We start from the raw sequence: 24,094 nt of genomic DNA on the forward strand, positions 1-24,094 counted from the left end.
ACTATGACTACAGGTATCGGTCTAGCGACGACTACTGTACAAGCGGCTGTGACTACCGCTGACTTCTCAGATTTAGTACAGCAAGTCACACCTGGGGTCGCCCGAGTCAATGTCACTAAGACCGTAAGTGAATCGGAGTTGGCTAAAGCCCAAACTGCTGAGCTACTGCGTCAGTTTTTTGGCAATCGTATAGATATTCCTGAGCAGGCAACCCAGCCTGCTATCGAACACGCTTACGGCACAGGGTTTTTTGTGACGGCGGATGGTTATATGCTGACCAATCACCATGTCATTGAAGGCGCTGACACAATCACAGTGACTCTGAATGATCGCACCGAGCTTGATGCCACCTTGATAGGTAGTGATGAGCGCTCAGATGTGGCGGTGCTAAAAGTCGTTGGCGCCCAACTGCCAGCCCTACCTATTGGCGACTCTAATAGCTTAAAGGTAGGTGAGCCAGTCCTAGCTATCGGCTCGCCGTTTGGCTTTGACTATTCAGCTTCTGCAGGTATCGTCAGTGCCAAATCGCGCAGCTTCTCAAGAGAGACTAGCGTACCCTTTATCCAAACGGATGTCGCGCTAAATCCTGGTAATTCAGGCGGACCGCTATTTAACCAGCGCGGCGAAGTCATCGGCATCAATTCGCGCATTTTTAGTGGTACGGGTGGTTATATGGGTTTGTCGTTTTCCATACCGATTGATGCGGCGATGGATATTTATGAGCAGCTCAAAGCCAATGGCGAAGTATCGCGGGCCTATCTTGGTATTTATCCGCAAGATATCGATCGTAATTTGGCCGAAGTGTATAAGCTAGAACGCCCACAAGGTGCATTATTGACCCGAGTGTCCCCTGATTCACCTGCCCAAAAAGCAGGGCTTAAAACGGGTGATATTATATTAGAATACAACGACACTAAGATTATGCGCGCCTCAGATTTATTGAATTTAATCAATCGCGCGCGCCCCGATGATGGCTTTAAAGTACAAGTACAGCGCGATGGTAAAGCGTTACTTATCAGCGGCAAGCTGAGCGATGCGCTAACAGATGTACAAGCAGAAGGCAGCGGGCAGCGCGATAATGAGGTGCGTTTAGGACTTAGGTTACGCAATTTGCTCCCTGATGAACGAGCGGAGCTTGAAGATGATAAAGAGGGCGTGCTAGTTACTGCCGCTGATCCAACAGGTCTTGGCGCACGTTCGGGAGTTTTGGCAGGTGATATCATCACGAATTTGCACCAAACCCCAATCACCAAAGCCTCTGACTTTAATGCGGCAATCTCCTCATTACCCGAAAAAGGGGTGGTTACTATTGGCTTAATACGCCAAGGTATTCCGGCAATTATTGGCTTGAGGATTGAGTAGATCATAGACACAACTATTCGAGAATCTTAACTCATTAACCTTGTCCTAACCTGTAATTGATAGATAGCGACCAAATTAAAATATGTTACACTAGCGGACGTTTATAGCAGTATTTTTATTATGCTTTTTATTAAAGGGTCAATAGTAATTATTGATAGCCCAAAAATCAGCGTTGCTTATAGACTAGCATTGTCTATAAGATAGTAATATAAACTTCAAGCAAGGAAAAAATCCTTGCCCACGACCTATCACATGACAGCTTTTACAAAAGCTAGGATAATACAGTAAGGCACGGTTATGAGCACAGCATATGACGAGATAAAAACCCGACTCCAAGGCTCTATGGTAGCTTTGGTGACGCCCATGAATCCTGACGGCACGGTCGATTACAAACGTCTGGCAGATCTCATAGATTGGCAAATCGATCAAGGTACGCATTGCTTAGTAGCAGTGGGCACGACGGGTGAGTCGGCAACGTTGTCCATGCAAGAGCACAGCGAAGTGATTCGTTATTTTGTGCAGCATGTCAAAGGCCGAGTACCTGTGGTAGCAGGGACAGGCGCTAATAATACGACTGAAGCGATCAAGCTCACTCAAGATGCCAAAGATGCAGGAGCCGACTGTGCGCTGCTGGTTGCGCCTTATTATAATAAGCCGCCACAAGAGGGCTTATATCAGCATTATAAAGCTATTGCCGAAGCAGTCGCTATACCACAAATGCTCTATAATGTGCCTGGTCGTACGGTAGTGGATATCGCGCAGGAGACCGTTGAGCGTTTGGCTGATATCGATAATATTGTCTCAATCAAAGATGCTACAGGTTCTTTAGAACGTGGTGAAAAACTGATTCAGGCGGTCGGTGATAGATTGGTAGTATTATCAGGCGACGATAGTACGGCGCTTGAGCTGATGAGATTTGGTAGTAAAGGCAATATCTCAGTGACCGCCAACGTCGCGCCAAAAGCTATGAGCGAGAGCTTTACAGCAGCGCTACGTGGTGATTTTGCTGCTGCAAATGCGGCGCACGATGTGATCAAGCATTTACATCGTGACTTGTTTATCGAGTCAAGCCCGATCCCAGCCAAATATGCGCTGCACAAGATGGGCATGATCGATACTGGTATTCGCCTGCCTCTAGTTTGGCTGGCAGAGGAGCATCACGCTACGATTGATGATGCTTTGGTACGAGCTAATATTGCGACCAAATCACTTTAAGCTTCAAAGCTGAGCACTTGTAGTGATTACTCAGCTTTATATGAATATCACCAACGATCAGTCAAAAGGCTGCATAAGCTTATTTTGCTAGATAACTTGCTTACTAACCTAGAGATACTATGATGAAAACATCATTTACTATGCCTAAAGCTACGCCCATCTTGTTTTCTATTATAATGGGTAGCACCTTAGTTTTGAGTGGTTGTCAGGCTACAAAAGATTTTATTGGTAAACGCGACAATGGTAGCTTGGAGTATCAGCAAAGCCAAAAGCTTGCGCCACTACAGCTACCGACTGATCAGCAGACCGCACCTTTTGTCCCTTTATATCCCACGCCAAACGTTGGGCAAAACACACTCGTCTTGCAAAACGAAGCAGGCAAACAATATCAGTTGCCAAAGCCTGAGCGCGCTGTGGCGGTAACGGCTCCGAATCAATAAACATCCTAATTACCCTTGTCTATACTATTATTGTCTATACTATCAGCTTGAATGAACAGGATACTTTTAATGCAAAAACAAAAACTGCTATATAAAGGCAAAGCTAAATCTGTCTATGAGACCGATGATAATGACTTTGTAATCTTACACTTTCGTGATGATACCTCAGCACTTGATGGTAAACGTATTGAGCAATTGGCGCGTAAGGGCGTCGTGAACAATCGCTTTAACGCTTTTATTATGCAAAAACTGAACGATGCAGGTATTGAGACTCATCTTGAAAAGCAGCTGTCTGATGATGAAGTATTGGTCAAGCGCATGGATATGGTACCGGTCGAATGCGTTATGCGTAATTTCGCAGCGGGTAGCTTAGTGCGTCGGCTAGGGTTAGAAGAAGGGTGTGTGCTCAATCCACCAACCTTTGAGCTATTTTATAAAGATGATGCGCTGGGTGATCCAATGGTCAATGAGTCGTTATCGGTGACCTTGGGCTGGGCAACAGAGGCGCAGTTAGCAAAAATGCGAGAGCTGACTTATCGAGTCAATGAGGTATTAACAGCGCTATTCGATGCTGGTGATCTAATACTGATAGATTTTAAATTAGAGTTCGGCGTATATCATGACCGTATTGTATTAGGTGATGAATTCTCGCCAGATGGCTGCCGTATTTGGGACAAGACTACTAAGAAAAAACTCGACAAAGACCGTTTCCGCCAGTCATTAGGCGATGTGATTGAAGGCTATGAAGAAGTCGCTCGCCGTATCGGTGTACCTTTGAATTAGTAGCTTATGAAGTGACAATCTAATAATTTATTTTAACGAAAAAAACTGAGCTTTATGCTCAGTTTTTTTTAGCCTTTCATATTTAATACAGCGTCAAAAGGTGTGATAGTTCGCTTACATTATAAATAATATGATCTCATAATGAATGATTTTGTATATCACTGCACAAGGCAATCGATTTGAAGATTTTGATGGTATTATTTTATGGTCTCAACAAAGGTGCTGGCGTTGAGAGAGTAGGCTCTATGATTGCTAACGGTCTATTGGATGCAGGTCATGAGGTAATCTTAGCTAGCATCGGACCTTGTGATACCCCTTTTTTTCCACTTAATAAAGATATTAAAATAATTCCATTATCAGATTCTGAACATGCTAATTGGAATCGTATTCCTAATATCGTTTATGAAACTAATATTATTTATAAAATAAGAAAGCTGTTAAAAACGCAAAGTATCGACATAGTAATGGCAGTAGACATTAAGTGTATTCCTTATACTCTACCGGCAACTTTAGGCTTAACTGTAAAACATATAGGCTGGGAGCATTTTAACTTTGATCCTAATCAAGCGATGAGCGCAAGCTCTTTATTCAGACATTTAGCAGCACGATATTGCGACTCAGTCGTTGTTTTAACTCAAAGAGATAAAGAGTATTGGCTAAAACATACTCGTCACCAGTCACAAATCAGCGCTATAGCCAATCCTTGTCCGTTTCCAGTGCAAGAGTATATTAAGGAAAATAAAAAGATAGTATTAGCAGTTGGCCGTCTAGACAGAGATAAGGGCTTCGACTTGTTACTCAAAGCTTGGCTGCATATCGTCACAGTTATGCCAGAATGGCGATTGAAAATAGTAGGCGAGGGTGAGCAAAGAGCAGAGTTAACTCAGTTTATTAGAGCCAATCAAATAACCGAGAGTGTGGAACTGGTTGGTGCGACTGACGATGTGAGTCACTATTACAAACAGGCGGAGATATTTTGTTTGCCCTCTCGGATAGAAGGGTTCGGTATGGTTTTGACGGAGGCTTTAGCCTTTGGTCTTCCTATTGTTAGTTTTGATTGTGGACCTGGGCCTGCAGAAGTTCTAAAAGATACCGGCTCTATTCTAGTGCCTAAAAATGATATTAGCCAACTCGCCTTAGCGTTAATTCATCTGATGAAGGATGATGAGCAAAGAGTAAGGATTGGCTTAAAAGGTAAAGAAAAAGTCGAGATTTATCAACCCGATACTATCATAGAGGAGTGGTTGAGTTTACTTAAAAATCTTGAATAGCATAGAGTATTATCTTAATAGGCTCTATAACTAGTGCAACAGACCCTAGTTTTATAAAAGTAATTTCGACACATTTATGTGTCACTGGTATAAATTTTGCTTGCTTGCTTTGCCTATGCATACAGAGGCTGCAAAAAATTCCTACTAGCAATATTAGAGTATTTCAAAGTATCTTGATTGTAACTTTACGTGTACTTTTGTTTATGTCTGATGTAATATAAATTCTATTATTGGAACATAAATACGGAGATTTAGATGATTGTCTTTGATAAACTAAAAATATTGTTCCAAAATAAGGCCTCTAAGATCGAAGCTGAAGCTGTCCGATGCCCTTTAACTAACGATACGGTTAATATTCTAAGGAAACATTCTATCGCCTGTAAGTGTGGAGGGATGGCCGTACCTATTAGCAAAAGGGGCAATGTATTTAGATGTATCCATTGCACTGAAGAGCATCGATATATTAATTATAATCTAGAACGGTTAAGTAACTACTTAGCAGCTCAAGACTCTGATATCACTGCTAATGAAGACGTAACATTCAACACGAATGATTACGATGATGCTATAAAACTATTGCAAGAAGAATATAAGAATCCTCACGTGTCTTTAAAGAATTACTTTAAAACGTAGATTGAGTATCCAACTATCTACCGCTGGCGGCGACAGTTGAGACAGCACTTTTAGATAACTTAAACTGATCTGAGCTCAAGTAAGATAGACTATCGGTTATTCATATTAGCATCGGCGGTTTGTTGGACGATTTGTTCTACTCGCAAAAAATCCGTATGACGCACATCTTTACCACTAGTACAGAAGATAACTAGCTCAGCGATATTTTTGGCATGATCGCCAACACGCTCTAATGCGCGTAATACCCATAGTATATTGATCACTTTAGACACGTGACGGCTGTCCTCCATGACATAAGTCATAAGAGATCGCGTGGCAGAGTGATACTCTTCATTGACTGACTCATCGTTTTGCAATACCGAAAATGCCTGCTGAGAATCCATCCGTGAGAAGGCATCAAGTGCGTCAAGCAGCATTAAGCGTACCTGATTGGATAAATGCTGAACTTCTAAATAGCCTCTAGGAGAGGCGCCATCTTCAATTAATCGGCATGCCATGCGTGCTATTTTTTCGGCTTCATCACCCACCCGCTCAAAGTCGACAATACCTTTACTAAGAGCCATGATTAATCGTAAATCATTGGCGGCTGGCTGGCGCTTGGCAACCAATAGAATAATAAGCTCATCGATTTTGATCTCTAACTGATTGACTATATGATCATCAGCGATTACTTTTTTCGCGGTCGGCTCATCTGCGCTTATCAAAGCGCGTGTCGCAATCGCGACTTGTTCTGCAGCCAAGTGTCCCATCTGTATAAATAATTCAACAACTTCATTTAAATCATTATCAAAACTCTTTGATAGATGCTTTCCTGTGTTCGGCATAATTGCTTCCTTGATAATAAGGGACTACTGTAGATGGCTGTGCTTAAATAACTACTTAAAATAATGGCTTAAATAAATAGTGACTTAGCCATAACGACCGGTAATATAATCTTCAGTGGCTTTTTGTGCTGGGCTGGTGAATATTTGATTGGTCTCACCCATCTCGACCATATCCCCCAAATACATGTAGGCGGTGTAGTCAGAGATGCGTGCCGCCTGCTGCATGTTATGAGTCACGATAGCAATGGTATAGTCGTTTTTTAAGTCGGTAATCAAGTCTTCAATAGCGCCAGTGGATATAGGATCAAGCGCTGAGGTTGGCTCATCTAAAAGTAATACTTCAGGCTTAGTTGCCACTGCACGCGCGATGCAGAGGCGTTGTTGCTGACCACCTGACAATGACAATCCTGAGGCCTTGAGCTTGTCTTTGACCTCAAGCCATAATGCTGCCTTTTTGAGAGCCCACTCGACACGCTCATCCATCTCAGCTTTGCTTAGCTTCTCATACAGACGGACGCCAAATGCCACATTGTCATAAATAGACATAGGAAACGGCGTAGGTTTTTGAAAGACCATACCCACTTGCGCCCGTAGCAGGTTGACATCTAAATCTTTAGCTAGAATATTATTACCATCGAGGGTGATTTCACCCTCGCTACGCATATTAGGATATAAGTCGTACATGCGGTTTAAAGTACGTAGCAATGTAGATTTTCCGCAGCCTGAGGGGCCAATGAAAGCCGTTACTTTTTTTTCTGGAATATTAATATTAATGTTTTTTAAGGCTTTAAAGTCACCGTAGTAGAAATCTAAATTCCTAATAGTAATCTTGCTAGGCGGCATATTATCGGGCATATCCGCTATGGTTTGTTTGGTTAAACCCTCACTATCGGGCTGCTGTAGCTGACCTAATGGCTGATTCAGTAAATCATGTTGGCTACTTCTATTAGTTATGCTTTGCTTAGCTACGCTTTGCTTAGTCGCTTTTCTTTCTAGTACATCAGACATAATATTATCCAACTATTTCAATATCTTGTTAAAGGGGCTATCTTTATTTTAAGGCATGCTGTGAATCGTACTGCTCACTGGGGTTCTTACAGCGCTGAGATATGTCTTAGATAGAGAGCTATCTCGTATGATCCTTACCACCGATAAACCGCGCCATAATATTTAATAGCAATACTGTACCGGTAATCAGTAGCGCTGCCGCCCAAGCTAGCGAATGCCAATTATCATAAGGACTCATTGCAAACTGATAAATGGTATTGGGCAAGTTGGCCAGTGGCCCGTTCATATCAGTACTAAAGTACTGGTTGTTTAATGCGGTAAATAACAGAGGGGCGGTCTCACCAGTAATACGTGCAAATGCTAATAGCACCCCTGTGGTTAAGCCAGCCTTGGCCGCTTTTAGGGTCACCGTACTGACTAGCTTCCATTTTGGTGTACCCAATGCATAGGCGGCTTCACGTAAAGTATTGGGCACTAGATTTAGCATATTTTCTGTCGTACGTACGACAACGGGAATCACAATCAGTGCCAAGGCCAATGCTCCTGCCCACCCTGAAAAGCTTTGACCTTTGACCATTAATGCATAAATAAATAAACCAATCACGATCGAGGGAGCAGACAGTAAGATATCGTTTAAAAATCGGGTAACCTTGCCAAGCAAGCTACCCTGTGAGAATTCAGCTAAATAAATACCAGCCATCATGCCGATGGGTGCACCAATGGCTAAACCCGAAAATGCCAACATCACCGAACCCACGATAGCATTACGCAGACCACCTTCTCCCATAGGCGGCGGTGTATCTGCCGTAAATACGGGCATCTGCATTAGACCTTGAAAGCCTTCAACAAACAGCGTGACCAAAATCCAAAGTAGCCAAAATAAACCAAAAATAATAGCGGATGTAGCAAACCCAAGCCCTAATCTATTTATGAGACGACGCTGATTATATAGGCTTTGGTTGTAGCGCTTTTCAATGCTGGATACAGGAGTAATAGTAGGTGCTGAATTCATCGGGCGTCTATCCTTTTTTATGTTTGATATTATCGCGACTAGTTGCCAGCTTTTTGGTCAATACGCATTAGCAGCAGCTTAGATATCGATAGTACGATAAAGGTAATGACAAAAAGAATGAGGCCTAAATGCAATAATGAGGCTAAATGCAACTCACTAGATGCCTCAGCAAACTCATTAGCCAAAGCTGAAGTAATAGTCACCCCTGATGTGAATAAACTGGGGCTAATATTAAAAGCATTACCAATCAAAAAGGTTACCGCCATCGTCTCACCCAACGCCCGACCAAGTCCTAAAATGACTCCACCAACCACACCTGCTTTGGTATAGGGCAGGATGATTTTGAACATCACCTCCCAAGTGGTAGCGCCCATGCCATAAGCGGATTCTTTTAATAAATCAGGAACGACAGAGAAAACATCGCGCATAGTGGCGGCAATAAAGGGAATAATCATAATAGCCAGCACTAGTGAGGCGGTAAACATACCAAGCCCCATAGGCGCTCCGGTAAAAACTTGACCAATGATAGGCAAGGGACCAATGTTTTCAATAAACCAAGGCTGAATGTGATCGCCAAAAAACGGTGCAAACACAAATAATCCCCACATACCGTAGATAATAGAAGGAATACCTGCCAGCAGCTCAATAGCGATTCCTAACGGCTTTTTTAGGAAATTAGGACATAATTCAGTCAAGAAAATAGCAATGCCAAAGCTGATAGGAACGGCAATACAGATAGCGATAAAAGAGGTGACCAGCGTCCCGTAAATAGGGGCGAGTGCCCCATATTGATCGTTTACCGTATCCCAGTTATTGCTGGTATAAAACCCTAGCCCAAACTCAGTGATACTAGGCCAAGCCCCGATGAGCAATGAGAGCGTGATACCGCCAAGCGACAATAGCACTAAGAGCGCAAATGCTTTGGTGGCGTTGACAAAAATAGCATCGTAACGCTTTTGTTTTACCAGTTGAGATTTTAAATCTGCCATAAAACCCTCAATACTCTAATGTATAATCTACAATCTATGATCAGCTTGCTTAACGAGTGTTGTTATTACTTTAACTGCTAAATGCACTGCCAATCTAATTGCTAATTCAAATAGGCTTGTCGGCTGGAAGATAAACAGGCTTACCTTCGCTATCGACCACTTCGTTCCATTTTGCTTTGAAGAGCGCTACGGCAGTATCAGAAAAAGGCACATAATCGAGGTTTAGGGCATCATCATCACCTTGAGCATAAGCCCAATCAAAGAAGCTTAGAGCGCCTGCGACTTGCTTGGCATCTTGCGGTTGCTTATGGACTAAGATAAAAGTAGCTGCAGCGATAGGCCAAGCTTGAGCGGTTTCAGAGTTAGTAATAACTTTATAAAACCCTTCGTGCTGTGACCAATCGATGTCGCCAGCCGCGGCAAAGCTCTCAGCTGAGGGTTGTACCACATTGCCAGCAGCGTTTTTGAGAGCAACATGTGCCAAGCCGCTTTGCTTAGCATAAGCGTATTCGACATAACCGATAGAGTTCTGCATACGATTCACGTAGCTTGAGACGCCCTCATTGCCTTTGCCGCCAGCGCCTGTGGCTGAGGTTGGCCATTTTACGGTTTTGTCCACACCGATAGTGTCTTTCCAAGTGCTTGAGACTTTGGCTAAATAATCAGTGAAGTTAAACGTCGTACCAGAACCATCTGAGCGGAATACCGTAGTAATGGCCGCATCAGGAAGAGTCAAGTCAGGGTTCATGGCAGCAATAGCAGGATCATTCCAGTTGCTGATCTTGCCAAGGTAGATATCAGCGAGCATTGCACCATCTAGCTTCAGTTCACCAGGTCCAATACCTTCGATGTTGACAATAGGAACCACACCGCCGATAACCGTTGGAAACTGAATAAGACCAGCCTCATTTAACTCATCAGGAGTCATTGGTGCATCTGAGGCGCCAAAATCAACTGTTTTAGCAATAATTTGTTTGATACCACCTGATGAGCCGATGGATTGATAATTTACTTGTCCGCCTGTTGCTTTATTATAAGCGTCTGACCATTTGGCATAGATAGGCTGTGGAAAAGAAGCGCCCGCACCCGTAATATTCATAGAGACGCTGTCAGCTGCTGTTGAGATGACAGAATCGGTAGTTTCATTACTAGTGGTGGCTTGATTACAAGCGGTTAAGGCAAAGGTACTAGCGATGGCTATAGCCATGAACGAATAACGCATTATGTCTCCTAAAATTATTTGAGTATTGGGTCGTTATAAATCACAATGACCACACCGCAGTAATGCTCTGTGGTTAATGAGTACATCGTAACGAGCAAATATGACAGTTTGATGAAATAAAGCGTTTTTATAGAAAAGCTTGCTATCTACTTATAAAAAAGAGTGCTACCTCAAAGGTTAAAGATTAATGTCATTAAATAGTCACAATTAATAGGTTTAATGAGCCTACATTGGCGAGTGTTCTATGCCTTTTTTTCAAGTTTGATACTTCAATCTTGTATCTTAATAACTGATACCCTAATAACTCACATCTTAATAACTTACACCTTAATAATCAGCGAGACCTTAGTATGCGTAACGAGCAGATATTGATTGTCGAAGATGAGCTTGCCATTCGTGAAATGATTGTGATGACGCTAGAGATGGCTGGTTTTGAGAGTTTGCAGGCGGCTGATATTGCAGAGGCGCACCAACAAGTAGTGGATCATCGGCCTGCGCTGATATTGCTTGATTGGATGCTACCAGGGGATAGAAGTGGCATTGATTTTTGTCGCATGCTCAAAAGTGATGAGATGCTGTCTGAGATACCAGTCATTATGCTGACTGCCAAAAGCGAAGAGGATAGTCTCATCAATGGTCTTGATGCTGGGGCTGATGACTATATGACCAAGCCCTTTTCAACCCGTGAACTTATCTCACGCATCAAAGCAGTATTGCGTCGTAGTCATGCGCTCAGCAGTGATAAGTCTATCGAGATCGGTCAGCTAAGCTTAGATCCAAAAAGCCAGCGCGTCACCGCTCAAGGAAATATCATTGATATGGGTCCGACGGAATATCGATTGCTGGCATTTTTTATGAGTCATCCAGAGCGCGCTTATACGCGCACCCAACTGCTAGATCAAGTTTGGGGTGGCAACGTTTATATCGAAGATCGCACTATTGATGTACATATTCGACGCTTACGTAAATTACTACATCCTTACGACTGTGATAAGTTGATTCAAACCGTTCGTGGTACAGGTTATAGGCTGTCTAGTCATCTTGAATAGCGACATGCAGATTAGGTAAGACAAAGTAAAGAAAAGGGCGTCGATGACACCATAGCAGCCAGTAATAAAGATAGAGGATAAGGGAAAAACACGATGACGATAGACAATAGCCAACCAGACAGTCACCAACAAGACAACCAGCAAAAAACCTCCTCGAAAAATACAATGGATCAACTCAAAAAGATCGGAAGCGCGCTGCGAGCGTTAAGAGATGCTGTCATCTTACTCAACGATGATGATGGGCTAGAATGGTGGAATCAAGCGGCCGCAGACTTGTTGTTATTGAGCACAACTGATCAAGGCAGAAGTATTTTTGAGTTTATTACGGCCGCTGAGTTTCGAGAGTATTATCAAGATACGCAGAATCATAGCAGTGGTATTGATATGCCATCATGGCGAGACCCTAATCGCTATCTAAAGTGTGAGCTCACGCCGTTTGGCAATGAAAAGCTACTTATTATTGATGATGTGACTCGTTTGCACCACTTAGAACAAATGCGACAGGACTTTGTAGCCAATGTCTCACATGAGCTACGTACGCCACTGACTGTGCTGATGGGTTATCTAGAGAATTTCTCTGAGCAAGAGGATATATTACCGCAGTGGCGCCGCGGCTTTGAGCTGATGACTCAGCAGACGGCTCGTATGAATAGAGTGGTCAATGACTTATTACTGCTATCTCGTATTGAAATTGAAGAGAATCAGGAACTAGATTATATAGATATGACCAAGCTACTGACCCATATCTATAGCGACGCTCAGGCTTATAATCATGAGTATGGCCATACTATCCATTTGCAAATAGACACCTATGATGGTCTCTATGGCTCAGAGATGTATCTAAATAGTGCGCTGTCCAATTTGGTCATTAATGCTATTAAATATACTCCAAAAAATGGTGATATCGTTATCAATTGGACTAGGACTGCTACAGGGTGTCGATTTTCAGTGACTGATAATGGTATTGGTATTACGGCACAGCATATCGCGCGTTTGACTGAGCGTTTTTATCGTGTTGATAGTGGGCGCAGTCGTGCTACAGGCGGTACAGGCTTGGGACTGGCTATTGTAAAACATGTGCTAAATCAGTATGAGACGACTTTGCAGATTGAGTCGTCAGAAGGGGTAGGCTCGACCTTTAGTGCGCTGTTTCCAAGTGCGTATGTTCGAGTTACTCCTGAGTGCTGATACTATAGCTTTGTAGTCTTGTTTTCAAACAATCCTTAAACACAGTGCAAACAACGTCAATGTGGTCACATTCTTTTTTTATGCTAAATTGTTAGCTACTATAAAATAAAAAAAGGTCTCATGAATGGTAACCTCTAAAACCTCAATTAATAAGGCGATGGTACTAGAGCCTGAGTGGTTTGCGCGACCCACTTGTGTCGTAGCTGCCGACTTAATAGGTAAAGTACTATGCCGACAGCTAATCGATAGTGACGGTGTACAAAAAACGTTACGCATGCGGATATCTGAGAGCGAAGCTTATATAGGTGACGCTGACGGATCAGTACAAGCACATGTGGCAAAGAAAAAAGAAAAGTCCGAGATTATGTATCGTAAAGGTGGCGTATTCTATGTTTACCTTACTTATGGTGTCCATAGTATGCTCAACCTGATCAGCGGCCCAGTAGGCTCGCCCGAATCTGTGCTTATAAGAGCTGGGTTTTTGAGTGATAGCAGTGAGCGTTTGGTTGAAGAATCATCGCTTAGCGCTGACCAGCAGTTAACCCATGTTAAGCAGTTTGCAGGACCTGGCAAATTGACCAAGCGCTTACAGATTGATAGCGCGTTATATGGCAAAGCTATCGACCCTGAATCAGAGGTTTGGATAGAGGATGACGGCTGCAAACCTCCTGTGTCAGTGCGTCCGCGTATTGGTATTGATTATGCAGGAGAGGCCAAAGACTGGCTATTACGCTATATCTGGACTGATCATCCCTCACTTTCTAAAAAATAGGACAGTATCTATGTATAAGCTAACCGTCTTCATTCCAGAGGAAGCTTTAGATCAGGTCAAGTCAGCACTATTTGCAGCAGGCGCTGGCAAGATTGGTAACTATGAGCAGTGCTGCTGGCAAGTAAAAGGCGCAGGACAATTTAAGCCTATGGCAGGTAGCACCCCGCATATCGGCTCGCATGATAGCTTAGAGACCGTCAATGAATGGCGAGTGGAGATGGTCGTAGATGAGTCATTAATGATAGACGTTATCGATGCCTTAAAACAATCACACCCTTATGAGACGCCAGCATATGACGTGATAGCAGTATTAAAATTTTAACGCAGGCTTTTAATGCAAGATTTTGACATTAGCTTATAAAAAGCCCAATAGATCGATTATTGCTCTATTGGGCTTTTCGTACAAAGGCAGAACATAAACAAAAGCTTAAGTTAGTCTTTTTTGACTTTAATTACGTTGTAGTTGGGATACCCAAGCTCAATCTTATAGTTATCATTACCGCGTTTAGCTTTTACCTTGATGGTTCGGTCGCCCTTTTTGTATTTTACATCTTTGACACGGTAGCCCATATTAGCGACTTTATTAGCCGCGCGCTGCTCGATAGCAGGGCGATAGATATCTTTCTCGATTGATTTGATGGATTTTTTATTCTTTTTATAGACGTCGGTATCTTTATAGATATCCTCATAAATATCGCCATAATCATTATAGCCACCAGGCGCAGTGACACAACCAGTAGTCACGGTCAACAAAGCGGCGATAAAGCTACTAGCAGCGATCTTTGAGCCCAAAGATGGTAATTTATTCATAAAGATATTTCCTATAAAGTAGTAAAAAATTCTAGTAGAGCTATAGGCTAGCCTACTTGGGTAATGCAGTCAAAACTATAAACATACCAAAAACTTAATCTTTCTCAAACTTGATAGTATTTAAGTCAGGATAGCTTAAGATAATATCGTACTCTTGATTACCACGTTCGGCTTCAATCTCAAAAACGTCACGATTGTCTTGTTCATCAAGCTCAATGTCGGTGACGTTATAGCTTTGATTGCTGAACTTGTTGATCGCGCTTTGCTTAATGGTAGGGTAGCGCGACTCATTTTTAATCTTATATTCAACATTATTTTAAATTAATTTTTACGTCTAGCGATAATAGTCCTTAAACACTAGCCATCAATGTCAATACGGTTTATAAGTTGTAATTATTGGGCTAGATTAAGTAATCATTACTTATTTTTAATTAGAATAGGGTTGTCAAAGACATTCTTTAGCGTTAACACTATACAAACTTGATTTCAGAAAAATCCCAAACTTAGCGGGATCAAAAATAGGGTCATCATTAATGCTACTTAAACTTATTCTCTTTTCAGGGTTTGCAGGAGTAACCGTATTCATTGGCGGATTATTAGCCAATTTATTCGATCATCATGTCAAAGATAGTCCTGTGAAGTATGAGATTGTGCATACCTTAATGTCATTTGGTGCTGGAATAATCCTATCAGCGATCGCTTTAGTGCTGGTTCCAAAAGGCATAGAGACACTTAGCGTTTGGGGGGTAATAGGCTCGTTTTCATTGGGGGCTATATTATTTATGCTCATTGATAAGCGCTTAGCCAAATCAGGAGGTCAGCAAGCTACCCTACTTGCGATGATGATGGATTTCGTTCCTGAGTCTATTGCCTTAGGTGCGGTATTCGCAATCGAGCCACAGATGGCATTATTATTGGCTGTGTTTATAGGCTTACAAAACCTGCCTGAATCCTTTAACTCGTTTCGCGACTTAGTACAAAGCGGCTTCAGTGTCAAAAAGACTTTAGTTATTTTCTTTATACTGAGCTTTTTCGGGATTATCTCAGCGCTTATCGGGCATTTTTTACTCAGACAACACCCCGATTTGACAGCGCATTTGATGGTTTTTGCGAGTGGTGGTATCTTATATCTATTGATTCAAGATATTATTCCTGAAAGTAAGCTAGATAATAACTACATGACATCATTAGGAGCTACGCTGGGCTTTTTAATAGGCATAGCAGGCGAGATGATTATTTAGCCAAGCAATAGTCATAAATGAAGACTAATTTATAATCATGTAAGCATATGCTTACAAGCAAAGAGGTTAATACCTCTTAACAAACGGTTAACATTTTGGCATTATAGTCACACGGCATCAGGGAATGTGACTCAAGGATTGAGTTTACCGTGTTAAGGACAATGATTCGATTGTTAGCGTCAGGATGACAATAGCTATCGAAGCAAGGACACATGACCTACGCTGGTAGTAGAGAACCACTAACAGTAATTGCAAGTATTGAGCAGGATGCTCGATTATTACCGTATATTTTTTATTTGCATGGATGCAAAGATGAAAATGGTAATAAAATACAAGGATAGTTGACGATAAAACCGCATAGCAAATTGATGTTATGCGGTTTTATTGTATCTAACGATTGTATATAGCTATTTAGCCTAAGATTCTATTTAGCATTAGATGCTATTAAATATAAGATATTTTTATTAAAGTGCTCAGATAACGCAATGAGTATCTAATAGCCTGTTTCGTTGTAATATAAAAACATAAAAATCCGCATCATTGAATGGTGCGGATTTTTGTGTTTTGAGTCTTAAAGCTTGATACTACATCTGAGGTTAGTATTTGTTTTCAGTACGCCATTCAGTGACTTGACGTTCAGCGTCATCTTTTGCATGACCATAGCGCTCTTGGACTTTACCTACGAGCTTGTCATGACTACCTTCAATATGTAGTAAATCATCATCAGTAAGATCAGCCCATTTTTGCTTTACTGAGCCTTTCATCTGGTTCCAATCACCTTTTAGAGTCTGTTCATTCATTGTTTTATTCCTTATTTTGTTTATTGGTTTTCATAATCTGAGCAACTTACTTAACTTATATTTGTTTTGAAGTCATTGCTTCTAAGTAAAATAGTTGCCACTAAGCTAACTAACTTGTGACTACTAATATAGAGGTGCGCACTTGAGTTGTCTGTATATCCAATGTTTATAGTGTTACTTGATGATGATTATTCACGCCATTATGTTATCGAAGTTATTTTATTGCAGTTGTATTATTAAAACGACAACTATTATATAGCTTACTGTATCTGAGATTATCTAGAGAAAAGTAATAATGAACGCATTCGCCACAATAAACACTACAAGCTTACTCTTAAAAGTAATAAAGTGAAAGAATCATAAGGAAACGGTCAATAAACAAGGAAAGTTATTATGGCTGATATTATTAATGATGTTGTAGACATGGAACAAACGCATTTTAGAACGTGTAACTTGTGTGAAGCGATGTGCGGCATTGAGATAAAGCATGATGGTCAAAAGGTGTTATCAATAAAAGGCGATAAGAATGACCCTTTTTCTCAAGGGTATATTTGCCCAAAAGCGACTGCGTTGCAGGATTTATATGAAGACCCTGATCGTCTGCGTCACCCTGTCGAGCGCACCGCTGACGGTTGGAAACAGATTAGCTGGAACGAGGCGTTAGACAAAGTCGCCACAGGTATTCAAGCCGTACAGCAGCAGTATGGCCAAAACGCTTTTGGGATCTATTTGGGTAATCCAAACGTCCATAATATGGGTGGTATGCTCACCATTAAGTATCTATTGCATAGTTTAAAATCGCGCAGTCGCTTCTCTGCGACCTCAGTCGATCAATTGCCGCATCATATCGTCAGTATGCATCTGTTCGGACATATGCTCCGTATTCCTGTACCTGATGTTAATAATACGCACTATATGCTAATCATCGGTGGTAATCCACTCGCGTCAAACGGCAGTATCATGAGTGCGCCAAACATGCGCCAAAAGCTAAAAGATATCAAAGCGCGCGGTGGTAAAGTAGTGGTCATTGACCCAAGACGCACAGAGACCGCAGAGATTGCCAGTGAGCACCACTTTATTCGTCCTGCGACCGATGTTCTATTGTTATTAGCCATGCTCAATGAAATTTACTTACAAGGCTATGCTGACAAGGCTCGCCCTAATAATAGAGCCGCAGCGTTAGCGCCTGAGATTGATAAGTTGGCGACTTTTGCAAAGGACTATAGTGCTGAGTCGGTTGCTAGTATTACAGGTATCAGTGCGTCTGAGATTAAGCGCTTGGTTAAAGAGTTTTGTGAGGCCGAAAGCTCAGTATGCTATGGACGTATGGGTATATCGGTGCAAGAATTTGGCTTATTAAGTCAATATCTAGCTATGGTAATTAATATTGTCAGTGGTCGCTTAGATGAAGTTGGCGGTTTGATGTTCCCTAATCCTGCGGTCGATGTGGTCAACAATTCAGGACCAGGCTATTTGGGCAAGCGCCATAGCCGCGTCAGCAACCTCCCTGATTTTAATGGTGAGTATCCCGCTGTCGCCATGAGTGATGAGATGTTAGTCGCGGGCGAGGGGCAATTAAAGGGCTTTATGTGCGTGGCGGGCAACCCTGTATTGAGCACGCCAAATGGTGAAAAACTAGACAAGGCATTGTCGCAGTTAGAGTTTATGGTCGCGCTTGACTACTATGTCAATGAGACCAGTCGCCATGCCAATATTATCTTGCCACCAGTCTCGGCGCTAGAGCGTGATCATTATGATGTCACCTTTAATGGTTTTGCTGTACATAATGTGGCTAAATATTCGCCAGCGTTGTTTGACAAAAAGGACAATGAAAAGCATGACTGGGAGATCTACTTAGAGCTAGCAGAGCGCTTAGAAAGGTACGCGCCTGATGCTCTTAAAGACAAGCGTAAAGGCGAACGTGATCTAACCAAGAAGCTTGGACCAAAGTTCTTGCTCGATCAAGCTCTAAAGCATGGTCCTTATGATGATATCGATTTAGAAACGTTAATCGATAATCCTCATGGTGTCGATTTAGGAGCGCTACAAAGTATGCTACCTGATGCGCTACAGCATGCCGATAAGCAGATTAATATGAACGTGGATTTTTATCAAGCGGACTTAGAGCGCGTACAACAGATGATGCAGCACTACGATGACAGCCAAATTTTATTAATAGGTCGTCGCCATGTGCGTAGTAATAACTCATGGATGCACAATAGCTATCGACTGGTAAAAGGCAAATCGCGCTGTACTCTAATGCTGCATCCTGAGACGGCAGCGCAATACAAAATTGTGGATGGTCAAGAGGTCAAAGTGACTTCACGCGTGGGCAGCGTTATCATTGTCGCAGAAGTTACCGATGAGCTCATGCCTGGGGTAGTCAGTATTCCACACGGCTTTGGACATAGTCGCCGTGGCGTCAGGCAAAAGATTGCGCAAGCGCATGCTGGGGTCAGTGTCAATGATCTGACCGATGATACTTTGATTGATGAGCTGTGTGGTAATGCAGCTGTCAACGGCGTACCTGTGCAGCTTGAGGCTATAGAGACAGAATCTAAATCGCTAGCAACTGTTAATTTAAAAAGTCTAGCCTGAGAAATTAATGATCTAAATCTTAAATTAATTAGAGCCTCAAACTAAATAAGCGCTCATCTAGGGCGCTTATTCATGTCTAGAACCTTGTAAAATTATACGCCAATAAAATCAAACTTAACGGGTGGCTTCTCGCCTTGCATAAGCAAGCTAATCGCTTTGGCTGAGCCGCAAGCATGCGTCCAACCTAGCGTACCATGACCGGTATTCAGCCATAGATTATCAAAGGTTGCATCCACGTTCTCACTGCCGTGACGCACTTGACCACAATGCGCCCGTCCAATGAGTGGCACATTGGATGGCGTCATAGGACGCAGCCCTGTCCAATAATCTACTGAGTTGGCAATGATGCCCTTGGGAAATAAAAAGCGTACGCGCTCAGTAATTGCCGCACAGCGCACGCTATTTAAGTCCATATTATAGCCGTTGAATTCTGCGGTTCCTGCAACGCGCAATTTATCGCCAAGCCTAGAAATAACGAGCTTATACTCATCATCAATTAGACTAATAAACGGCGCCAGATGTGGGGCGCGAAGGTTAACTCGATAAGTGGCTGAGTAGCCTTTAGCAGGAAATATAGGCAGATGCACGTCTAGAGGCTTGAGCAGCGCTGTACTATAACAACCTAGCGCTACCACATGACTATCAGCGCTAAAGGTTTGTGCGTTCTCACCTTTAGGACGTATGGTAATACTGTGTACATGCGGGCGATTAGAGTGCGCATCAGTGTTTAGTGCCAAAACCTCAGTATTGTACATGAAGTGCACACCAGCTGCCGCGCAACTCTGTGCTAAGCGCTGAGTAAATAGATGCGCGTTGCCTGATTCATCACGACTGGTAAAAGTCGCACCAACCAACTTATGAGCGATAGGGTAGAGCGCAGGCTCAAGGCTAGCTGCGGTATTAACGTCGATAAAGTGCCGCTCACAGCCCAACTCTTGCATGCGCTCAGTGGGTGCAACTGCCGCATCAAACTCAGCTTGACTGGTATAAAAGTGCATAATACCGCGCGTTTGCTGCTCGTATTGAATATCGATATTGCGTCGTAGCTGCTGCAAAGTCGCTCGCGAATATAGTCCTAAGCGTACCATTTGTACGAGATTGTCATCGGCTCGATCCGCTCGGCATTCCTGCAAGAACTGCATTGCCCACTTTAGCTGGTCTTTATCAGCGCGCAGTCGATATAGCAGAGGTGCGTCCTCGCGGAATAGCCATTTGAGTGCTTTCATCGGCGTTTTAGGATTGGCCCAAGGCGTGGCGTGCGATACCGATATTTGACCACCATTAGCAAACGAGGTCTGCATAGCTGCGGCGGCCTCACGCTCGATCACAGTGACCTGATAGCCCGCCTTTTGTAGATACCAAGCAGTCGTTACGCCCACAACGCCCGCGCCAAGTACCGCAATATGTGTCATAATCTAAAGTCTCTATAGTTACTCTGCTGGCATTACTAAACGTGCTTGCTACTGTTTATTTAAGACGAGCGACATCTGCTTGTAGAGCAGGCGGCAAGTCGAGAATACTTAGATCACTCTGCGCCAACTGCTCTGGACGTGCCACGACTAAAGCTTCAAAACCCTCATCAACTACTGTGGCATTGACCACTTGAATTTTATCAAGCTTTGCGCCTGCTGCTGGCGTCTCGCCTGACCCTTTTACATAGTGCAAAAACGCTTTGGGCGCAGATTTAAAGTAGATACGAGCGATCACTTCTTGACCCAAATAACAGCCTTTATCGTAGTCCATACCACCGCGCTGATGCAGGCGTAGCTCCTGCGGTTGAAACTCGCCTTGCGTTGCGGCTACTATCCAATAATTACCTGTTGCTACACTGCATTGCGCCCAAATGGCTGTATTCTCTGGAGTGTCATGGCTGTCTTTATGACTAAAGGTTGGCACCTCATCGAGTACACAAGGATATATGGCTACTGGCGCACTAGTATCGAACTTAGAGAACGCACCATACTTATTGAGGTGCGCTTGTAAGGCCTCTGCACAATCGGCGCTGATAACAACATCGTAATGCTTTTCGGCTTGTTTTTTGATCCAAATACCAAACTCGATACGACCCTTTAGATTGCCGATAGCAGCCGCTTGATAGCTAAGGCCTAGCTTGGTGACATCACAAGTTAATTGACCTTGTAAGAATTTCTCAGCATCAATACCTTGAATAGTAAGTTGGGCAAATTTCGGTAGAGCTGCTAGGTTGGTAGATTGACTCATTGTTATTATCCTAAGTACAAAATTTAGTGAGTTAAAATTTTTTAGAGTTATTTTATAGACCCAAGAAGAGTACCACAAAAAAGCTAACCGTAAAAAACTCTGACGCTAAGCATTAGATAGTGTTAAACCAGCATTTTGCAAGCGTAGGCATTGGTTGCACATTAGTCAAAAACAGCGACATACGGTACAATGAATGAGTAATCGCAAATCTAATCTATAATAATTAAAGAGATGGCTATGAGCTTACCTAATTGTCCAAAATGCGACGCTGAATATACCTATGAAGATGGGTCACTGCTGATATGTCCAATGTGTGCTCATGAGTGGACAGCAGCAGAAACAGAAGTTGCCGAGAGCGCTGAGCAAGATGCGGTGATTCGCGATGCTGTTGGCAATGAGCTACAAGACGGCGATGCTGTTACCGTAATCAAAGACTTAAAAGTAAAAGGATCATCAATAGTCATAAAAGTCGGTAGCAAGGCTAAAAGTATTCGCCTACTACCTGATGCCACCGACGGTCACGATATCGACTGTAAGGTTGAAGGTCATGGCCCAATGAAACTTAAGTCGTCAGTGGTCAAAAAGGCTTAACGTCATTTAAAGCTTTGGTTAAAACTTTGTTAGATGAGCGCTTAGCCAGTTATCTTACCTAGTTTAATAAGCCGTGAAGTGATTGAGCCTTTGGTACGTTGATGCTGCTCAACTAAAGTAGCAACAGAGCTGCCAGTGTCAAAACCATCTGCTAGTTGCTGATCTTCTGCATCTGTCCAAGGATTCCCTGCATTGGCAGGCAAGTTGGCTTTACGCGCATCGTATCTGATACGACTCTCAAGCGCAGGTATAGTCGCTTGCAAAGCGCGTTGAATGTCACTATTTAGACATAAGCTATTATCAGGCAATGGCTCATCTGATAGAGGATTGATACCGTCAATGAGCGTTTGAATGATAGTCATAGCTTCTTCGGTTTTCATTGGAGCGAGAGCTGAAGCTTCTATAGTGTCGCTGTTTTCAGCTTTATTGCTCGTATTATCTGTCATCATCATTTGCTTACTCCGTGATCAACAAAAGTTTATTTGGCTGTTTTACTATAGAACAAATGGCAAGGTATTAGCAAAAATTAATTTCAACACATTCTAAAAGTGGTTGTTTAAATTTCAATATTTTTAAAATCCAATGTCAAAAGATAATAAATGAAATAAGGTAAACTATGAGCACTAATATGAGTACTAAAAACGAACAACTTTTCGCCCAAGCTCGCAAACATATCCCTGGCGGTGTGAACTCGCCCGTTCGCGCCTTTGCTGGGGTTGGTGGTACGCCTGTCTTTATGCATCGTGCTGAAGGCAGTAAGATCTATGATACCGAAGACAATGCTTATATCGATTATATCGGCTCTTGGGGGCCGATGATTCTAGGTCATGCGCATCCAAAAGTCATCGATGCGGTCAAAAAAGCCGCCGAAGATGGCTTAAGCTTTGGCACGCCAACCCCATTTGAGACCACAGTCGCTGATACTATTTGCGACATCGTGCCGAGCGTTGAGATGATCCGTATGACCAGCTCAGGTACAGAGGCGACTATGAGTGCCATTCGCCTGGCGCGTGGCTATACAGGTCGTGATAATATCGTCAAATTCGAAGGCTGTTACCACGGTCACTCAGATAGCTTATTGGTCAAAGCAGGCTCAGGTATGCTCGATATCGGCGAGCCAACTTCTAAAGGCGTGCCAGCGGACTTTGCTAAGCATACGATTACTCTTCCCTTTAATAATCCGCAAGCGATCAAAGACTGTTTTGAGAAGTGGGGCGAGACCATCGCCTGTGTGATTGTTGAGCCTATCGCCGGTAACATGAACATGATCATCCCTGAGCAAGCGTTCCATGATACTTTGCGTGAGCAGTGTACTGAGCATGGCGCGGTGCTAATATTTGATGAAGTCATGACGGGCTTTCGCGTTGGACTTGGTGGCGCGCAGGCGCATTTTAATATTCAGCCCGATGTGACTTGTTTCGGTAAAATCATTGGTGCAGGTTTGCCTGTTGGCGCGTTCGGCGGCAAACGCGAGATTATGGAGTGTATCGCGCCGATGGGCGGCGTTTACCAAGCAGGTACGTTATCAGGTAATCCGCTTGCTATGCGAGCAGGTATCGCGATGTTTGAAGACTTAACGGTTGATGGCTTCTATGATGAGCTATCAGCGAAAGTGGCGTATTTAGTCGATGGTATTCAGGAGGCTGCCGATAAGCATGGCATCAATATGCGTACTAACAAGCTTGGCGGGATGTTTGGTATGTTCTTCGTCAAAGATAATGATACCGCGACGCCGGCGAATTTTGATGACGTGACTGAATGCGATATGGAAGCCTTTAATACTTTCTTCCATGGCATGCTTGATCGTGGCATTTATCTAGCACCGTCGGCTTATGAAGCAGGCTTTATGTCGATTAAGCATAGCGATGCAGATTTAGACGCATCGGTTAAAGCCGCTGATGAGATCTTTGCTGAGATGGCAAAGGCTTAAAGGAAGTTTTGATGCTTTAAGCAAAAATAGGTTCATTCCAAACGAAACCAGCATAAATAATTTTGCTGGTTTTTTTATGCAAATTTTTATTAAAGTCTTTGTACCCTACGCAACATTCAATTTATGTAAATAACAA

The 24,094-nt window shown here is 42.9% G+C and carries 24 protein-coding genes; 14 read left to right on the plus strand and 10 right to left on the minus strand.

The features are described from left to right. The first annotated feature begins 3 nt into the window (after positions 1–3). From Q9G97_RS00905 to Q9G97_RS00930, 6 genes are all read left to right on the plus strand, one after another. A complete protein-coding gene (locus Q9G97_RS00905; protein ID WP_371747914.1) occupies positions 4–1,362 on the plus strand; it encodes a Do family serine endopeptidase in 1,359 nt (452 codons plus the stop codon). Positions 1,363–1,659: 297 nt separating this feature from the next. Next, on the plus strand, positions 1,660–2,577 hold the full coding sequence (dapA, locus tag Q9G97_RS00910; RefSeq protein ID WP_305899357.1) for a 4-hydroxy-tetrahydrodipicolinate synthase: 918 nt from the start codon (positions 1,660–1,662) through the stop codon (positions 2,575–2,577). Positions 2,578–2,696: 119 nt separating this feature from the next. Next, complete coding sequence (locus tag Q9G97_RS00915) at positions 2,697–3,017, plus strand: hypothetical protein (protein ID WP_305899358.1); 321 nt, start codon at positions 2,697–2,699, stop codon at positions 3,015–3,017. Between the two features lie 69 nt (positions 3,018–3,086). After that, positions 3,087–3,800 (plus strand): phosphoribosylaminoimidazolesuccinocarboxamide synthase, encoded by a 714-nt coding sequence (gene purC, locus Q9G97_RS00920; RefSeq protein WP_305899359.1) that lies wholly within the window; start codon positions 3,087–3,089, stop codon positions 3,798–3,800. A gap of 179 nt (positions 3,801–3,979) precedes the next feature. After that, positions 3,980–5,071, plus strand: coding sequence for a glycosyltransferase family 4 protein (locus Q9G97_RS00925; protein WP_305899360.1), 1,092 nt, complete (start codon positions 3,980–3,982; stop codon positions 5,069–5,071). A gap of 255 nt (positions 5,072–5,326) precedes the next feature. Further along, positions 5,327–5,704 carry a hypothetical protein gene (locus Q9G97_RS00930; RefSeq protein WP_305899361.1) on the plus strand — a complete coding sequence of 126 codons (378 nt, stop codon included), beginning with the start codon at positions 5,327–5,329 and terminating at the stop codon, positions 5,702–5,704. A gap of 89 nt (positions 5,705–5,793) precedes the next feature. On the opposite strand, the gene phoU is transcribed toward Q9G97_RS00930, so the two are convergent. From phoU to pstS, 5 genes are all read right to left on the minus strand, one after another. After that, positions 5,794–6,528, minus strand: coding sequence for a phosphate signaling complex protein PhoU (gene phoU, locus Q9G97_RS00935; protein WP_305899362.1), 735 nt, complete (start codon positions 6,526–6,528; stop codon positions 5,794–5,796). Between the two features lie 84 nt (positions 6,529–6,612). After that, on the minus strand, positions 6,613–7,536 hold the full coding sequence (gene pstB, locus Q9G97_RS00940) for a phosphate ABC transporter ATP-binding protein PstB (RefSeq protein WP_371747897.1): 924 nt from the start codon (positions 7,534–7,536) through the stop codon (positions 6,613–6,615). 118 nt (positions 7,537–7,654) lie between these two features. Then, on the minus strand, positions 7,655–8,548 hold the full coding sequence (pstA, locus tag Q9G97_RS00945; RefSeq protein ID WP_305899363.1) for a phosphate ABC transporter permease PstA: 894 nt from the start codon (positions 8,546–8,548) through the stop codon (positions 7,655–7,657). Between the two features lie 38 nt (positions 8,549–8,586). Continuing rightward, complete coding sequence (gene pstC / locus Q9G97_RS00950; protein WP_201571065.1) at positions 8,587–9,537, minus strand: phosphate ABC transporter permease subunit PstC; 951 nt, start codon at positions 9,535–9,537, stop codon at positions 8,587–8,589. A gap of 106 nt (positions 9,538–9,643) precedes the next feature. After that, complete coding sequence (gene pstS / locus Q9G97_RS00955; protein ID WP_305899364.1) at positions 9,644–10,759, minus strand: phosphate ABC transporter substrate-binding protein PstS; 1,116 nt, start codon at positions 10,757–10,759, stop codon at positions 9,644–9,646. Between the two features lie 350 nt (positions 10,760–11,109). On the opposite strand from pstS, the gene phoB reads away from it, so the two are divergent. The 4 genes from phoB (at position 11,110) to Q9G97_RS00975 (ending at position 14,090) form a co-directional block, all read left to right on the plus strand. Continuing rightward, positions 11,110–11,808, plus strand: a complete 699-nt coding sequence (gene phoB / locus Q9G97_RS00960; RefSeq protein WP_201571072.1) for a phosphate regulon transcriptional regulator PhoB — start codon at positions 11,110–11,112, stop codon at positions 11,806–11,808. A gap of 93 nt (positions 11,809–11,901) precedes the next feature. Beyond that, positions 11,902–12,996 carry a phosphate regulon sensor histidine kinase PhoR gene (gene phoR / locus Q9G97_RS00965; protein WP_305899365.1) on the plus strand — a complete coding sequence of 365 codons (1,095 nt, stop codon included), beginning with the start codon at positions 11,902–11,904 and terminating at the stop codon, positions 12,994–12,996. Between the two features lie 124 nt (positions 12,997–13,120). Continuing rightward, on the plus strand, positions 13,121–13,768 hold the full coding sequence (locus Q9G97_RS00970; protein ID WP_305899366.1) for a DNA-3-methyladenine glycosylase: 648 nt from the start codon (positions 13,121–13,123) through the stop codon (positions 13,766–13,768). Between the two features lie 10 nt (positions 13,769–13,778). Then, positions 13,779–14,090: an NGG1p interacting factor NIF3 gene (locus Q9G97_RS00975; protein ID WP_305899367.1), complete on the plus strand. Its 312-nt coding sequence runs from the start codon at positions 13,779–13,781 to the stop codon at positions 14,088–14,090. A 110-nt stretch (positions 14,091–14,200) separates the two neighbouring features. On the opposite strand, the gene Q9G97_RS00980 is transcribed toward Q9G97_RS00975, so the two are convergent. After that, positions 14,201–14,578, minus strand: coding sequence for a hypothetical protein (locus tag Q9G97_RS00980; RefSeq protein ID WP_305899368.1), 378 nt, complete (start codon positions 14,576–14,578; stop codon positions 14,201–14,203). A gap of 533 nt (positions 14,579–15,111) precedes the next feature. Here Q9G97_RS00980 and Q9G97_RS00985 point away from each other — a divergent pair. Beyond that, positions 15,112–15,819, plus strand: coding sequence for a ZIP family metal transporter (locus Q9G97_RS00985; RefSeq protein WP_305899369.1), 708 nt, complete (start codon positions 15,112–15,114; stop codon positions 15,817–15,819). Between the two features lie 596 nt (positions 15,820–16,415). On the opposite strand, the gene Q9G97_RS00990 is transcribed toward Q9G97_RS00985, so the two are convergent. Further along, positions 16,416–16,619 carry a CsbD family protein gene (locus Q9G97_RS00990; protein WP_201571090.1) on the minus strand — a complete coding sequence of 68 codons (204 nt, stop codon included), beginning with the start codon at positions 16,617–16,619 and terminating at the stop codon, positions 16,416–16,418. 393 nt (positions 16,620–17,012) lie between these two features. Here Q9G97_RS00990 and Q9G97_RS00995 point away from each other — a divergent pair, with 393 nt between their 5' ends. Next, positions 17,013–19,217: a molybdopterin oxidoreductase family protein gene (locus Q9G97_RS00995; RefSeq protein WP_305899370.1), complete on the plus strand. Its 2,205-nt coding sequence runs from the start codon at positions 17,013–17,015 to the stop codon at positions 19,215–19,217. Positions 19,218–19,309: 92 nt separating this feature from the next. On the opposite strand, the gene Q9G97_RS01000 is transcribed toward Q9G97_RS00995, so the two are convergent. Next, positions 19,310–20,629 (minus strand): D-amino acid dehydrogenase, encoded by a 1,320-nt coding sequence (locus tag Q9G97_RS01000; protein WP_305899371.1) that lies wholly within the window; start codon positions 20,627–20,629, stop codon positions 19,310–19,312. 55 nt (positions 20,630–20,684) lie between these two features. Next, positions 20,685–21,437, minus strand: coding sequence for a folate-binding protein YgfZ (locus Q9G97_RS01005; protein ID WP_305899372.1), 753 nt, complete (start codon positions 21,435–21,437; stop codon positions 20,685–20,687). A gap of 237 nt (positions 21,438–21,674) precedes the next feature. Here Q9G97_RS01005 and Q9G97_RS01010 point away from each other — a divergent pair, with 237 nt between their 5' ends. Beyond that, a complete protein-coding gene (locus tag Q9G97_RS01010) occupies positions 21,675–22,028 on the plus strand; it encodes a zinc ribbon domain-containing protein YjdM (RefSeq protein WP_201571100.1) in 354 nt (117 codons plus the stop codon). Between the two features lie 41 nt (positions 22,029–22,069). On the opposite strand, the gene Q9G97_RS01015 is transcribed toward Q9G97_RS01010, so the two are convergent. Further along, on the minus strand, positions 22,070–22,480 hold the full coding sequence (locus tag Q9G97_RS01015) for a hypothetical protein (protein ID WP_305899373.1): 411 nt from the start codon (positions 22,478–22,480) through the stop codon (positions 22,070–22,072). Positions 22,481–22,656: 176 nt separating this feature from the next. Between Q9G97_RS01015 and hemL the strand changes: the two genes are divergently transcribed. Next, on the plus strand, positions 22,657–23,958 hold the full coding sequence (gene hemL, locus Q9G97_RS01020; RefSeq protein ID WP_305899374.1) for a glutamate-1-semialdehyde 2,1-aminomutase: 1,302 nt from the start codon (positions 22,657–22,659) through the stop codon (positions 23,956–23,958). Positions 23,959–24,094: the final 136 nt, after the last annotated feature.

It is taken from the genome of Psychrobacter sp. M13 (genome assembly GCF_030718935.1).
Taxonomy (GTDB): domain Bacteria; phylum Pseudomonadota; class Gammaproteobacteria; order Pseudomonadales; family Moraxellaceae; genus Psychrobacter; species Psychrobacter immobilis_G.